The organism is Chungangia koreensis, from assembly GCF_042651785.1.
Taxonomy (GTDB): domain Bacteria; phylum Bacillota; class Bacilli; order Bacillales_A; family Planococcaceae; genus Chungangia; species Chungangia koreensis.
Window position 1 is genome coordinate 204,078 of sequence record NZ_JBHSEC010000002.1, and the last position, 14,774, is coordinate 218,851.

A 14,774-nucleotide genomic window follows, 5' to 3' on the forward strand; every position below is an offset into this window, starting at 1 on the left:
GTTAATTGACAGAGGGATTTTTTTAATGGTAAAAGTTGCTTTCCACCGTTCAAAAAAGCAATTCTTGGTAATACTGTCCTTTAGATAAGGAGAGATAGGAATGGCCAAATGGGTAACAAAACGCAATATCATTATTCTAAGCTCCATCATTTTATTTGCTTTATTTTTGCTATTCATTCTTCCTATTTCAATTCCCATTGTATTGGCCCTGTTTGTTGCTTTTTTGATGGAGCCTTTAGTAGAAGTAACGATGAAAAGATATAAGCTTACAAGAAAGATTAGTGTCATTGTATTATTCTCTCTATTTTTAGCCATAATAAGTATGTTTTTCTACTTTGCTATTACACAGATGATAGGAAAGATTATTCAACTTACTAAAACTGCTCCTGATTATTTCAATAAACTCACTGGTGTATGGATTGATATTCAGAACACACTTTTCAACTTTACGGAAGGATTACCGATAGAGATTGTGGAGTCTATTCAAAGTGAGCTTGATCGCTTACTGATCAGTATACGAGACTCCCTATTGGCTATTCTCGACTATGAAACTGTCACATCCCTACTGACGAGCATACCTAATTTATTCATAAGTTTCATATTCTTTCTGATTGCCCTCTTCTTATTTATGCTCGAATTAAATGAACTGAAAAAGATGTTTTTCCGTCATCTGACAACAGAAACTGCTGAGAAGATGAGATTTATGATCACTCGGTTGAATAAGGTCATATTTGGTTTTTTAAAGGCTCAATTATTGGTCAGTTTAATCATTCTTTCCGTTACATTAGTAGGATTGTTCTTCATTACACCGAAATATGCCATTGTCATGTCCTTTATCATTATATTGATCGATGTACTGCCGATTTTAGGGTCCACCATGGTGTTAGCACCGTGGGCAGCCTATCAATTCATTAGCGGCGATGCAGCATTCGGTACAAAGTTAGCGATATTAGCAATTATACTTTCCCTCATAAGGAGAGTAATCGAGCCAAAAGTTATGGGATCCCATATCGGGTTATCTCCTTTGGCTACCCTCATTTCCATGTTTATCGGCTTAAAACTATTTGGCCTAATCGGTCTCTTTCTCGGTCCATTTGTAGTTATAGTATTCACAACCGCTCGTGAAGCCGGCATTATTAAAATGAATTTCAGAGTATGAAAAAAAGAATGATTCCCAAACGGGGATCATTCTTTTTGTCTTATTAATTAATATCCTAAAATTGCCCGGAATACAGATGTGGTTTCTCCACCATGATAAAACACATAAAGGAGTAAATAAACAGCTACTCCCGTTATGGCAGTGAAGAACCAAATGATACTGGTAATTGGTCCAATCTTACGATGACGTGTTAAATTATTTTTGTATCCAGCCCAAATCGTAACGAGACCGAAAACCGCTCCAGTTGTAGCCAAAATAATATGGAACACTAAGAAAATCGTATAATAGATTTTTATATCATCCGGTCCGCCAAAGGATGTATTGCCGATAAAAATTGTACGTGACATATAAATGATGAAAAAGATTAAAGCCGCAATTGCCGCAGCAAACATCGTTTTCTTATGCGCCTCAATTTTTCGCTTGGAAACTAAAATCCATCCAATTGCTACAAGAACTGCGCTAAGTACGATAAAAAAAGTGCTGATTGTCGGTAATATAGGTAAACTTGTCATACGTCTTCTCCTTTTCCCCCTAATGCATCAAATATGACGGCTATTGGCGGCTAATCTTTGTCTTTCTACTATTGTTTTTTGTGTAATTTCATCTGCATTCATTTTCTCGCTTCGATACCAAGCGATAAAGAAATTAAAGAGGAATACTCCATAGATAATTTCCTGTAGTACTTTCATGATGACTCCACCCATTTGTTGATCGTAAAGGGCGGGTACATTCGTAAAAACTTCTGGTGGTATCGGAGGTATATTGGCAAGAGTTGAAGCAGGTACACATAACGCCATCGCTTTTAACCATGCCTCTCCGCTCGTATATGTTTCATACATAGGTGCGTCAGCAAAGATGATTAACGCACAAGCAGGGGTTATTAATACAGCACTTGCAATGATGAAGAGCATTTTCCTTAAACCATCAAGTTGATGATTAGGATCCTTGCTAAGGACCGGCATCCACATAAGTACTGCAGACGTAAATAGAATGAACGTGTAAACTGCATGTAGTAATACACTGTACTTAATGGTGTCGTGAACAAGCGGAATATGATAGAAAGAAAACAATGCAGTGAAAATAATTAGAGATAGAATCGGATTTGTGAAAATCCTTAAAAACTTATCTATAAACGGTTTTTTCACTACTGCATTCCAAAGCCAACCCGGTACTCCACCTAACAAAAGCGGAGGTACTAATAATAGTAAAAAGGCCATTTGCACCATATGGAAAGTAAACATAATATGACCCATTAAATCGACAGGCGACCCTTTTACAATGTATAAAACAATGATTCCCGAAACAAACGATATCGCTTCCCGGCGTTGCAACGGCTGGCTACCTTCGAATTTATGCTGCCATTTAACGGTAATCAAAAAATATAGTAACACGATGAGAACCATTGTTACAAAATACCAAGGGCTCCATAGTGCTTGAAAACCAAAGATACTGATCGACATGGATGAATCTCTCCTTTATAGCATCAGTACCTATATTATAAAGGCGTTAAGACTATTGAGCAATGAATGAACTATGACAATCCTGTGTTATTGAAGCATTCATCACAAAAATGTGAACAAAGAAAAAGGTTGCCCTGAAGCCATCTAAGGACTTCAGGACAACCTTTATATTTTTACCACCAAACGATCGATACCATTGCCAAGACAGTTAAGAAGGCAATCAGCATACCCGTGTACATAAAGAACGCAGGAAGTTCATGGCCTTTATGTTTCATGTGCATGAAGTAGTACAACTGTAAAATTACCTGCACACCAGCCAATAGTAAGATGATTGGCTTAATGAAGTTTTTGTCAAAACCAGCAAGGACAGTAGTGAAAGAAACTAATGTGAAGAAGATCATCATTGCAAACATAGTCAACTGATTGCGCATGTCTTCATTAGAGCGGCGTCTGCTTAGTTCAAACTCTTCTTTCGACTTTTCATGAATATGAACATCATGTGCCATCGTTTATTAGCCCACCTTTCCCATCAAGTAAACGACTGTAAAGATGAAGACCCATACAACATCGATGAAGTGCCAATACAACGAGAATGTATAGTATTTTGTCGCATTATATAAATTCAATCCACGTTTTCTGTTTCTAAGGATCAATAAAGTGATCCAGACAAGACCGACAACAACGTGAAGTCCGTGTGTTCCGACAAGAGCAAAGAAAGCGGAACTGAATGCACTATGGCCAAAAGTGAAGCCGAGATGTGCATAGTGATTGAACTCATAGATTTCAAAGCCAAGGAATCCAAGACCTAAAATAGCTGTAATCGCCATCCAGATTTGCATGCCTTTGAAGTTGTAATTCTTCATGTGATGAATTGCATAGACACTTGTTAAGGACGAAGTTAAAAGGAGCATCGTCATGACGAAAACAAGCGGCAATTCAAATAGTTCTTCGGCATAGAACTGTGGATCTGTGACGCCTTTATTTTTCAAAGCAAGGTACGTTGCAAATAAACTTGCGAATAGTACAGTTTCCCCGCCAAGGAATAGCCAGAAACCGACGAACTTGTTTTTCGCTTCCATTGTCGCCGTCTCCGGATGATCCGGCCAAGTTTGTGGGGTGTATTTAGTATTCAAATCCATTTATTTGCGCCCCCCTTCTTCTTTTAATACTTCTTCTTTCGTTACGTAATAACCAAGGTCGTCCTTCAACGAACGTGTAGCCATAGATAAGAAAGTAATGGCAAGACCAGTGATTAACACTACTAATCCCCAAGCATGTTCAGTTCGGTACATTGCACCAAAAGCTGCAACAAAGAGACCGAATGACATAATTAATGGAATAATTGAGTTATTTGGCATATGAATATCGCCAAGAGGCTCAGCAGGTGTGAAGCCTTTCATATTACCTTCTTGCTTTTCAATCCAATACGTATCCAAGCCACGTACAAGTGGTGTTTGAGCAAAGTTGTAGAATGGAGGTGGAGACGGAATTGCCCACTCGAGAGTACGGCCGTCTTCCCAAGGATCATTCCCCACACGTACATTTTTAACGGAAGTCACAATCACGTTGATGACTGCAACAATTACACCAATCGCCATGAATATAGCTCCGATTGAACTGATCAGGTTCATCAAATTCCAACCTTGGTCGCCCATGTAAGTGAATACACGACGAGGCATTCCAAGAAGTCCAAGGAAATGCTGGATAAAGAATGTTAAATGGAATCCGATTAAAAAGAACCAGAACGTAATCTTACCTAATGTTTCACTTAACATCGTACCGAACATTTTTGGCCAGTAGAAATGAAGTCCGGCAAAAATCGCAAATACGACACCACCAACGATTACGTAGTGGAAGTGGGCAACGATGAAGTAAGAATCGTGCAATTGATAGTCAAGTGGTGCAGCTGCCTGCATGACACCTGTTACACCCCCCATGACGAATGAAGGGATAAAGGCTAATGCCCAAAGCATCGGTACAGTAACTCGAATGCTACCGCCCCATATTGTTAACAACCAGTTAAAGATTTTAACGCCTGTCGGTACGGCAATTGCCATTGTTGCAACCGCGAAAATAGCGTTAGCTGTTGGTCCAAGACCTACTGTGAACATATGGTGAGCCCAAACCATGAATCCTAAGAATCCGATCAGGACAGTCGCGAATACCATCGCAGAATATCCGAAGAGACGCTTACGAGCAAATACCGGGAAGATTTCGGAGAAAATACCGAAAGCCGGCAAGATCAAGATATAAACTTCCGGGTGTCCGAAAATCCAGAATAAATGCTCCCAGATGATTGTGTTACCACCCATAGCATGGTCGAAGAAATTACCCCCGAACATACGGTCAAATGTTAGGAAGAAAATCCCTACTGTCAATGGAGGGAACGCGAATAAAATTAACGCAGAAGCAACAAAAGTTGTCCATGTAAACAATGGCATACGCATATAAGTCATACCAGGCGCACGCATGTTAATGATTGTTACAAGGAAGTTAATCCCCGCAATCAGTGTACCAGCACCCGCGATTTGAAGACCTAACGCATAGAAATCAATACCATGGCCTTCAGAAGTAATCGCTAGTGAAGTATAAGAAGTCCATCCAGCATCAGGTGCTCCGCCAAGGAACCATGAAAGGTTCAAGAATACTCCACCGAAGAAGAATAGCCAGAATCCTAAAGAGTTCAAGAACGGAAACGCAACGTCACGCGCACCAATCTGTAATGGAACAACAGCGTTCATATACGCGAAAAGTATCGGCATCGCTGCCAAGAAAATCATGGTTGTACCATGCATTGTGATAATTTCATTAAACAGGCCTGCGCTCACGAAATCGTTATTCGGTTGAGCCAGCTGGATACGAATCATCATCGCTTCAATACCGCCCACGGCGAAGAAGAAACCTCCGCCAATGAGGTAAAGAATCGCGATTTTCTTATGGTCCACTGTTGTTAAGTAGTCCCAAAGAGTCGCACCAAAGCCTCTTTTTTGTGCATGTGAACTCACAGCTTTTACCTCCCTTTAATTTCTGCCGTTTATTGCTCGACAGATAATCCCATTAAATACTCAGCAAGTGCATCAAGTTCTTCATTCGAGAGTTTGCTTTCGAATGCTGGCATAACATTGCCTGGTTTGTATTTTTGTGGGTTTTTGATCCAGTTTTTCAAATTTTCTTCATCATGCTCTAAGAAACCACCGATCCGGTTACGGTCGCCGAAAGTAGCTAAGTTAGGTCCTACGGCATTAGCAGGTCCTGCTCCGGAAACTGCGTGACATCCGATACAGCTTGCATTGAACACATCTTGACCAGCTTGTGCAGTTGCTGAAGCTGGGGTTGCAGGTTCAGCAGTTTTTTGCATTGCCGCTACCCAATTATCGAAGTCTCCACGATTCATAGACTTAACTTTGAAGTCCATCAAAGCATGGGATGGTCCGCAAAGCTCAGCACACTTACCGTAGAACACACCATCTTTAAGTCCTTCTGATTCCTTATCGAAAGTCAAGTAGAACTTGTTGAGGTTATCAACGTTCGTATCCATCTTACCGCCTACTGCAGGAATCCAGAAGGAGTGTTTAACATCGCCCGCTTTAAGATTGAAGTACACTTTTTCATCTGTCGGCACTACAAGCTCTTGCGAAGTGACAATACCCAAGTCAGGATATTCAAATTCCCACCAGTATAATTTAGCCGTAACATTGACAACCAAATTTTGTGCATTTCCTTCTTCATCCTTCATTTCCGCACCTGCTACATCACCTTGTTTATATGTGTAGTAGACTGTTGGAACTGCAAGGATCAATAGAAGAATGATCGGAATAACTGTCCAAATCATTTCAAGTGTATGATTGCCTTCGACTTGTTTAGGAATATGATTTTCCCCTAATTTCGAACGGCGGAACTTTAGTAGTGCAAGAATATAGATTACAACAACGACTACAATGACCAAGACCATGATCGATGTAGATAATACCAGCAAATTGAATTGCTCTTGGCCAGTTTCCCCTGCTGGTCTTAACGTGGAAAGGTATTCTTCGCCACAGCCAGTCAAAAAGACTGTTAGAGCTGCCAGCAGTGAAAACAGCCGCCACTTTTTAAGCCCTTTCATCATTGGTTAATCAAACCTCTCTTTCATAGTTGTTTACGGGTCGCATTAGGACAATATGTCCTTTTATATGAATCCTATCGAGTAGAAAGAATCCCGTGTCTCAATGTTAACTGAAAATCGAGAATATAATCATGGAAACGAACAGAATGGTCATGTAATTCAAGGAGTAGATGAACATTTTCGTCGCCCATTTCAAATCATTCCCGGTTTTGAATCCTCTAATGCCGAAATAGAGCCAACCGACATTTAATAGTGTAGCAAGAATGATGAACCATATTCCCAAACCGCTTAATAGGAACGGTAGGGGGAACAGTAAAAGTATCCACGCAATAATCGATTTCTTAGTGCGGGCAAATCCTTTTACAACTGGAAGCATAGGTATCCCGGCAGCTCGGTATTCCTCCGTCCTTCTCATGGCCAATGCATAGAAATGCGGTGGTTGCCATGCGAACATAATGAGGAATAGTGCAAGTGCACCCGCACCTAAGGTTGGCTCAACAGCTGCCCATCCGATCAGTGGAGGAATAGCACCAGAAATGCTTCCTACAATCGTATTTCCAACATGCCTTCTCTTGGACCACATAGAGTAAAGAACAACATAGCTCAATATTCCGGCGATTCCCCATAGTCCTGCTGAAGTTGTAGCAGAGAATAGTAAAACCTCACCGATCACCATAAAGGAAATTGACAGGATTAGTACAGAAGAAGGTTTGAATCTTCCTGTAACGGTCGGTCGTGATTTCGTTCTGGACATGACCGGGTCAATATCTCTGTCTATGTAGTTATTCATTGCTGCAGAACCCGCTATAATCAATGCTGTTCCAGCAATTGTATAGAACAGTAAGTCCAATTCAAACAGGAAATTCCGATTTGAAAATTGAAATGCGAGCCAAAGCCCTGTAAACGTTGTCACCAAGTTCGAATTCACAATTCCGATTTTGATGAGTGCTAGAAAATCTTTCAGAAATGAAGAAGTTTCTATGGAATCAGCTGATTGTGCCATTGTCCGTCCGTTCGACATGAAATCCCTCCTTTCTTCTTCACATAAATCCTACCCTTTACTATAACGAAAAAATGGTCACAATGCTATATTTAAACCGTTTTCCGAAAATAAAGACCGCTTGTTGCACATTACTCGGCATATCTATAGTAAAGCATTTTGTGATTTCTTTTGTGAAGGGAAAGAGTCTTTTTTATGAACAATTTGTGAAAAGGTTTCCCTCATGGATGAAGTTCGGTTCTTAGCCGTTGTTTTTTGTAAATTCTTTCGCTATTATCAGGGAAGCGGACACATTGTTGTCTATATTCACTTTAAAGTAGGTGGCCTTTCATGCAACAAAGTAAATACTTGAAATGGTTTGCTGTTGCGGCGACGATCGGCATGCTGTTGATCCTCTTGGGAGGAGCACTCGTGACGAAAACGGACAGCGGGATGGGCTGCGGCCGTCATTGGCCTGGTTGTAATGGCCAATTAATTCCTGATGAAATAACGAAAGAAGTAATCATCGAATTTTCCCATAGATTAGTGACTGGTACAGTCGGCATCCTTATTTTAGTACTGAGTGTTTGGTCTTGGCGCGCAATTGGACATATCCGTGAAACAAAATTTCTTTCATTCATGGCGCTTTTCTTCCTGATACTGCAAGCGCTCATAGGAGCTGCACAAGTTCTTTGGGGCCAAGGAGACTTCATTTTGGCTCTCCATTTCGGAATTTCGCTCATTTCATTTGCGTCGGTTCTTCTTCTCACTTTGCTCGTTTTCGAAGTGGATCGTAAATTTGACACAGAGCGGATGATAATCGGGAAAAAGCTTAAATGGCATACAATTGGTGTAACTCTTTATTCTTACATCGTCATTTATACAGGTGCACTTGTACGACATACAAATTCCAGTCTTGTCTGCCGGGATTGGCCAATGTGCCGTAATGGTGACTTCGGGCTCCCATCTAATCTATATGAATGGGTACAAATGGGACACCGTACTGCAGCTGCTCTGATATTCGTTTGGATTGCGTATATCGCTTATCACTCTTATAAAAATTACAAGGACCAACGAGTCATTTACTGGGGTTGGATTATTGCTTTCATCTTAGTGTCACTCCAAGTTACCTCCGGTGCTGTAGTCGTCCTAAGCAGACTGAATTTAATGATCGCTTTACTACATTCTCTATTCATTTCCCTATTATTCGGACTACTATGCTATATGATTTTACTCATTTCCAGAGGCCGGACACGAAAAGAAGAGAAAAAATCCGCACAAAGAATATTTGAGTAGCATTTAGTGCTAAATAATAAAACGACCAGCGAAAAATATCTTTCGCTGGTCGTTTTATTTTGTTATCTTCCACTCATTCTTTTTCCATCACGACCAACAAGTCTCCCGATGAAATGCCATCACCAGCGGAAACATGGATAGCTTTTACTGTCCCAGCATACGGTGCTTGAACAGTCGTCTCCATCTTCATCGCTTCTGTGATTAATAGCTGCTCACCCTTCTTCACAGATACTCCATCTTCTACAACTACCTTCAACACAGTGCCTGGCATCGTTGCTCCGATATGTCCGACATTGGAAGGGTCGGCTTTCATTCGGGAAGATACGTCTGTCTCTACCGTCATGTCTTGAATGACTATTTCACGTGGTTGACCATTCAGTTCGAAATATATGACTCTTGTTCCATCTTTTTGCGGTTCCCCGATTGACATAAGCTTGATGATTAACGTCTTCCCTTTTTCAATCTCTACATCGATTTCTTCACCAAGGCGCATACCATGAAGGAACGTTAAAGTATCCAATACTGATACATTGCCAAATTGGTTGTGAGTTGCCACGTACTCTTCAAACACTTTTGGATAAAGCGCAAACGCAAGTGCTTCTTTGTCTGTAGCCGGATGTTTTAAACGTTCAGTCAATTGCTCTTTCAACTGATTGAAATCCACAGGCTCAAGCAATTCTCCTGGTCTCACCTTAATCGGTTTGCGGTCTTTTAAGATGACCTGTTGAAGATCCTCCGGGAACCCACCATAAGGCTGACCGATATAGCCTTCGAAGAATTCAATGACAGAATCAGGGAAATCAATGGATGGACCCCTTGAAAGGATGTTTTCTTCATTCAAATCGTTTTGGACCATGAAGAGAGCCATATCCCCCACTACTTTAGAGGAAGGAGTTACTTTAACAATATCTCCGAATAAAAGGTTCACACGGGAATACATATCTTTCACTTCTTCCCAGCGAGGTCCCAAGCCTACTGCCTTCGCTTGTTGCTGAAGATTACTGTATTGACCGCCTGGCATTTCATGAACATAAATTTCTGAGTGTGGACTGTTCATGCCGCTTTCAAAATCACGATAGTACTTTCTTACATCTTCCCAATAATGGGATAGCTGCTCAAGTGCATCGATGTTTGCGCTAAGTTCTCGGTTTTTACTACTTATTGCATAGTGCAATGTGCTTGCACTCGGCTGTGACGTCAATCCTGACATCGCCCCCAATGCTGTATCGACAATATCTACTCCGGCATCGATTGCCCGTGAGTAGACGAAGACACCATTTCCGCTCGTGTCATGTGTATGCAAATGAATCGGTAAGTCGACCGTATCCTTTAATTCTGAAATAAGGCGGTATGCCGCTTCCGGCTTAAGAAGTCCAGCCATATCTTTGATGGCTAAAATATGTGCACCTGAATTTTCTAACTCTTTTGCCATGTCTTTATAATATTGGACTGTATATTTATCACGTGATGGATCTAAAATGTCTCCTGTATAGCAAATTGCGGCTTCTGCGATTTTACCCGATTGCCTTGCTGCATCAATCGCCACTTCCATGCCTTTAATCCAATTCAGACTATCGAATATACGGAATACATCGATTCCAGCATTTGCGGAAGTCTTAATGAATTCCCGGATGACATTATCCGGATAGTTTTTATAACCCACCGCATTTGCTCCGCGTACAAGCATTTGGAACATGACATTCGGGATCATTTTCCGCATATCCTCTAAGCGATTCCAAGGATCTTCCTTCAAGAAACGGTAGGCAACGTCGAAGGTTGCACCTCCCCACATTTCCAATGAGAATAGATCTGGCATCAACCGGGCTGTCTCACGGGAAATCCCTTTAATATCATACGTTCTTAAACGGGTAGCCAATAATGATTGATGGGCGTCACGGAACGTCGTATCTGTTAACAAAACATTATTCTGCTGTTTGATCCATTCCACTACCCCCTCAGGTCCAGACTGTTCTAAAATCTGTTTTGTACCTGACTTCGGAGGGGATTTTAAATCGACTGCCGGCTTTCGAGGCGGATTCATGAACGGCTTTTGTTTCTGTTCGATTCCCGGGAATCCATTTACTGTTACATTACCGATATAATTCAATAATTTCGTACCGCGGTCCTTCCGTTTCGGGAAGTGGAAAAGTTCAGGAGTATGGTCAATAAAACCAGTATCAAAACTGCCCGTTATGAAATTCGGATGCTTAACGACATTCTCCAAGAATGGAATATTCGTTTTAATTCCACGGATCCGGAGTTCCTGCAGATTCCGACGCATCTTTGCAGCAGCTTCCTCGAATGTATGGCCCCAAGTAGAAACTTTAACCAACAAGGAATCATAGTAAGGGGTTATGACGGCACCTTGGAATCCGTTCCCGGCATCGAGACGCACGCCAAATCCACCACCGGACCTATATACCATCAGTTTACCGGCATCAGGCATGAAGTCATTCAATGGATCTTCTGTCGTTACACGGGATTGGATTGCATGGCCAAAGATACGTATCTCTTCTTGCTCTGGAATGCCGATGATTTCACTGTGAAGGTCCTCGCCGTCCGCAATGTGAATTTGGGCGTGAACAATATCAATTCCTGTAATCATTTCTGTAATGGTATGCTCTACCTGGATACGTGGATTAACTTCAATAAAATAAAAATCATCTCCGGCAACTAAAAATTCGACTGTTCCTGCATTTATGTATCCTACATTTTTCATCAATTTTACAGCCGATTCACAAATTCGTTTCCGCAGGTCGTCTGATAGTGCAGTAGATGGAGCAATCTCCACCACTTTTTGATGTCTCCGCTGAATAGAACAATCACGTTCGTATAAGTGAACGATATTTCCATGTTGGTCGCCTAAGATTTGTACCTCGATATGTTTCGGTTGGATAATACATTTTTCCACGTACACTTCATCCGAACCGAATGCAGCTTTCGCCTCAGATTTTGCCCGTTCGTATGCTGACGCCAATTCCTCTTCCGAGTTCACGATCCGCATACCTCTTCCTCCACCGCCGAGAGAGGCTTTGATCATTAAAGGATACCCGTTATGACTGACGAACTCGCGAATTTCTTCTAATGAAGGGACAGGTCCGTCACTACCTGGAATGACGGGAATACCAGCTCGTTCAGCTTGTTGGCGTGCTTTAACTTTATCTCCGAACATATCGAGATGTTCTGAAGTGGGACCGATGAAGATAATCCCTTCTTCTTCGCACCGTTTAGCAAATTCCACGTTTTCCGAAAGGAATCCATAACCCGGATGGATGGCATCTGCACCACAATCTTTTGCTATTTCAATAATGCCCTCAATATCTAAATAAGCGTCAATCGGCTTTTTCCCCTCACCGACCAAATATGCTTCATCTGCTTTATACCGGTGGAAGGAACCCCGATCTTCCTTTGAATAAATGGCAACCGTCCGCAAATCCAATTCTGTACATGCACGAAACACACGTATTGCAATTTCCCCACGGTTTGCTACAAGAATTTTAGTGATTGTTTTCACGCCATTTCTCCCCTTTTCGCCCTATTTACTGTTTTCGTATCTTACAAACATCGACACATTCATAAGGATCCCCACTGCAAATGATAACAAGATGACAGATGTCCCTCCGTAGCTGATGAACGGTAGTGGAACACCAGTAAGTGGAATCAATCCTGTTAATCCACCTAAATTGACGAACGTCTGGAACCCGATCATACTTCCGAAACCGGCTGCAATCATCCTTCCTTGCGGATCTTTGGAAGCTAATGCAATATACATTGCCCGCAGCACGATAAAACCAAGCCCCCCAATCACTATGGCTACACCCAATAGTCCCAGTTCTTCCGCAATAATAGCCATGATGAAGTCTGTTTGGGGTTCAGGAAGATAGCCTAATTTTTGGATAGATTGTCCAAGACCAAGTCCTGTTAATCCGCCGGAACCGATGGCAATATACCCATTTACTACTTGAAACCCTAAATCCTGAGCGTGTTCAAACGGATTCAGGAAAGCCTCCAGCCGTCCTAATCTTCTTTCAGTAAGAATCTTATCGTGGAATAAATAGAGGAATGGGGATATTGCAGCCATGATGGCAAATAACACTCCGCTCATTTTGGCGAATGTACGGAACTTTATTCCACTGGCAGCCATAACAGAGATGGCCGTAAAGAAAATGATTATGGATGTACCAATATCCGTCTCCAACATAATACTGAACAGTGCGAGTACCAGCACCGCCAATGGGGGCCCTATAGAATAGTTGATATTGTCAATCATACCCTTATCATATTTGTTTGCAAACACAGCTGCAAAGTAGAGAACAATGATGATTTTCGCCACTTCAGATGGTTGAAGATTAGCGAAACCCAAATGAATCCAGCTCTTTGCCCCGCCTGCATCATACCCGATAATATGAACTGCAAATAGTAGAGCGAACATGACGACCAACATTGAGATCATCATACCTTTCCGCTTATAGTGCTTGTACGGTATGATGGCTCCAATGAGGAATGCCGGAACTGCTAAGGTTAAGTTAAGAATTTGTTTCCGGTAAAAATGGTCTGGTTCAAACCCATACCGTTCAACTGCCCAAACCATACTGGCTGAGTAAATCATTACTAGCCCAAATAAACATAATAAGATATACGTGATTAATAATGGATAGTCCATATTTTTAGCAAATCGCTTCAAGTAATGATTCATGGAGAAACCTCATTTTCAATAAAGATATTTCTTCAAATAACAAAAAACTCAAACCCTTTGACGTGTTTGAGTTTTGAATTTATTTCTTTGTATACGCATCATGAAGGATGGAAAGTTCTTTTTCAAGAGAGTGTAGGATTTCCTTTCCGACTTCTCGCTCAATCAGCCCGAGTTTTGTAGCGAAATCAATTTCGCGTGATAACCCGAACATTTGAGTATCAAGCACTTCCTCATACAATGGACATTGTGGCATCGTCAAATGGTCCATTTGAACTTTAATCAGCTGTGCAATTTTTTCAGCATCCGCTATTAGAAGTTGGAGTGCCTTCTCCTGATACGTTTCGTGCAAATTTATATCCATGAGGACGCCCCCATCAGCTAATATTTCAACTCTATTTATCCATCTACTTTTTCGAAAGAAGACAAAAATCTATAACAACTAAATTTTATCTTTTAGAAGGCAAAATTGCAAGTGTCTATACGACTACAGTACACTTCTTCAACATATTCCTTTTTTAGACACAATTGCGTTATACTAAATAAGAGCAGAAAGCATTGGAGGTTTTAACTATGGAATTCATCATACCCATTAAAGGTGCTGTGAATTATAAAATAACTTTAGATTCAAGTGTTTGGATCTTTGACGATCGAAGAATCGATCTGAATACGTATTTCAATACGGAACGGAATGAATTGGACGAGGATCTCGAGTACACTAAAGTGACGTCTGCCCACTGGTCTCGCGAAATTATGGAAGGTGCCACATTCCCTCCTACTTTAAAATCAGAGAAAAAGTTTGAAAAAACGAAGATGATGACCGGAACTTTCGGAATTCATCTAAAGCATTTCATTAAAAATTCAGAACCGCATCCTGACGCAAGCGAACTTGTTTTCGAAAGTGAAGCAGGAGATGTCTTTTCAATTCCATTTGAGGAAGTCGATAAAATCATCCTAAAGTTCAGCCAAGAAGGGAAGCCGTTGAAAGAAGATGGCCCTATTCATGTTCTGCTTGAAGATGGCTCCAACTATGAGTCTCCTTACAAAAACATTTCCGCTATTCGGATTCAATAGGAGGACAA

Annotated in this window: 13 protein-coding genes; 3 read left to right on the top strand and 10 right to left on the bottom strand. The window is 41.2% G+C overall.

Annotation, left to right across the window (positions count from 1 at the left end):
* Positions 1 to 100: 100 nt before the first annotated feature.
* Entirely contained in the window at positions 101 to 1,159 is a 1,059-nt protein-coding gene (gene ytvI, locus ACFOZY_RS02665) for a sporulation integral membrane protein YtvI (RefSeq protein ID WP_378151962.1), read from the top strand.
* A gap of 47 nt (positions 1,160 to 1,206) precedes the next feature.
* On the opposite strand, the gene ACFOZY_RS02670 is transcribed toward ytvI, so the two are convergent.
* From ACFOZY_RS02670 to cyoE, 7 genes are all read right to left on the bottom strand, one after another.
* Positions 1,207 to 1,671 carry a DUF420 domain-containing protein gene (locus ACFOZY_RS02670; RefSeq protein WP_378151964.1) on the bottom strand — a complete coding sequence of 155 codons (465 nt, stop codon included), beginning with the start codon at positions 1,669 to 1,671 and terminating at the stop codon, positions 1,207 to 1,209.
* Between the two features lie 27 nt (positions 1,672 to 1,698).
* Positions 1,699 to 2,619: a cytochrome c oxidase assembly factor CtaG gene (ctaG, locus tag ACFOZY_RS02675; RefSeq protein ID WP_378151966.1), complete on the bottom strand. Its 921-nt coding sequence runs from the start codon at positions 2,617 to 2,619 to the stop codon at positions 1,699 to 1,701.
* Positions 2,620 to 2,792: 173 nt separating this feature from the next.
* Complete coding sequence (gene ctaF / locus ACFOZY_RS02680) at positions 2,793 to 3,125, bottom strand: cytochrome c oxidase subunit IVB (RefSeq protein ID WP_378151968.1); 333 nt, start codon at positions 3,123 to 3,125, stop codon at positions 2,793 to 2,795.
* Positions 3,126 to 3,131: 6 nt separating this feature from the next.
* Positions 3,132 to 3,758 (bottom strand): cytochrome (ubi)quinol oxidase subunit III, encoded by a 627-nt coding sequence (locus ACFOZY_RS02685; RefSeq protein ID WP_378151970.1) that lies wholly within the window; start codon positions 3,756 to 3,758, stop codon positions 3,132 to 3,134.
* Positions 3,759 to 5,624 (bottom strand): cytochrome c oxidase subunit I, encoded by a 1,866-nt coding sequence (gene ctaD / locus ACFOZY_RS02690; RefSeq protein WP_378151972.1) that lies wholly within the window; start codon positions 5,622 to 5,624, stop codon positions 3,759 to 3,761.
* A gap of 29 nt (positions 5,625 to 5,653) precedes the next feature.
* Positions 5,654 to 6,727 (bottom strand): cytochrome c oxidase subunit II, encoded by a 1,074-nt coding sequence (gene coxB / locus ACFOZY_RS02695; RefSeq protein WP_378151974.1) that lies wholly within the window; start codon positions 6,725 to 6,727, stop codon positions 5,654 to 5,656.
* Between the two features lie 103 nt (positions 6,728 to 6,830).
* On the bottom strand, positions 6,831 to 7,745 hold the full coding sequence (gene cyoE / locus ACFOZY_RS02700) for a heme o synthase (protein WP_378151976.1): 915 nt from the start codon (positions 7,743 to 7,745) through the stop codon (positions 6,831 to 6,833).
* Between the two features lie 309 nt (positions 7,746 to 8,054).
* On the opposite strand from cyoE, the gene ACFOZY_RS02705 reads away from it, so the two are divergent.
* A complete protein-coding gene (locus tag ACFOZY_RS02705; protein ID WP_378151978.1) occupies positions 8,055 to 8,999 on the top strand; it encodes a COX15/CtaA family protein in 945 nt (314 codons plus the stop codon).
* A 73-nt stretch (positions 9,000 to 9,072) separates the two neighbouring features.
* Here ACFOZY_RS02705 and pyc read toward each other — a convergent pair whose 3' ends face one another.
* The 3 genes from pyc to ACFOZY_RS02720 form a co-directional block, all read right to left on the bottom strand.
* Positions 9,073 to 12,504: a pyruvate carboxylase gene (gene pyc / locus ACFOZY_RS02710; protein ID WP_378152211.1), complete on the bottom strand. Its 3,432-nt coding sequence runs from the start codon at positions 12,502 to 12,504 to the stop codon at positions 9,073 to 9,075.
* Positions 12,505 to 12,534: 30 nt separating this feature from the next.
* On the bottom strand, positions 12,535 to 13,695 hold the full coding sequence (locus tag ACFOZY_RS02715) for an FtsW/RodA/SpoVE family cell cycle protein (RefSeq protein ID WP_378151980.1): 1,161 nt from the start codon (positions 13,693 to 13,695) through the stop codon (positions 12,535 to 12,537).
* A 79-nt stretch (positions 13,696 to 13,774) separates the two neighbouring features.
* Complete coding sequence (locus ACFOZY_RS02720) at positions 13,775 to 14,056, bottom strand: Fpa/YlaN family protein (protein WP_378151982.1); 282 nt, start codon at positions 14,054 to 14,056, stop codon at positions 13,775 to 13,777.
* A 209-nt stretch (positions 14,057 to 14,265) separates the two neighbouring features.
* On the opposite strand from ACFOZY_RS02720, the gene ACFOZY_RS02725 reads away from it, so the two are divergent.
* On the top strand, positions 14,266 to 14,766 hold the full coding sequence (locus tag ACFOZY_RS02725) for a molybdopterin-binding protein (RefSeq protein WP_378151984.1): 501 nt from the start codon (positions 14,266 to 14,268) through the stop codon (positions 14,764 to 14,766).
* Positions 14,767 to 14,774: the final 8 nt, after the last annotated feature.

Coding starts and splice junctions, on each gene's coding strand:
- ytvI (WP_378151962.1), top strand. CDS start 101: ATGGCCAAATGGGTAACAAAACGCAATATCATTATTCTAAGCTCCATC.
- ACFOZY_RS02670 (WP_378151964.1), bottom strand. CDS start 1,671: ATGACAAGTTTACCTATATTACCGACAATCAGCACTTTTTTTATCGTA.
- ctaG (WP_378151966.1), bottom strand. CDS start 2,619: ATGTCGATCAGTATCTTTGGTTTTCAAGCACTATGGAGCCCTTGGTAT.
- ctaF (WP_378151968.1), bottom strand. CDS start 3,125: ATGGCACATGATGTTCATATTCATGAAAAGTCGAAAGAAGAGTTTGAA.
- ACFOZY_RS02685 (WP_378151970.1), bottom strand. CDS start 3,758: ATGGATTTGAATACTAAATACACCCCACAAACTTGGCCGGATCATCCG.
- coxB (WP_378151974.1), bottom strand. CDS start 6,727: ATGATGAAAGGGCTTAAAAAGTGGCGGCTGTTTTCACTGCTGGCAGCT.
- cyoE (WP_378151976.1), bottom strand. CDS start 7,745: ATGTCGAACGGACGGACAATGGCACAATCAGCTGATTCCATAGAAACT.
- ACFOZY_RS02705 (WP_378151978.1), top strand. CDS start 8,055: ATGCAACAAAGTAAATACTTGAAATGGTTTGCTGTTGCGGCGACGATC.
- ACFOZY_RS02715 (WP_378151980.1), bottom strand. CDS start 13,695: ATGAATCATTACTTGAAGCGATTTGCTAAAAATATGGACTATCCATTA.
- ACFOZY_RS02720 (WP_378151982.1), bottom strand. CDS start 14,056: ATGGATATAAATTTGCACGAAACGTATCAGGAGAAGGCACTCCAACTT.
- ACFOZY_RS02725 (WP_378151984.1), top strand. CDS start 14,266: ATGGAATTCATCATACCCATTAAAGGTGCTGTGAATTATAAAATAACT.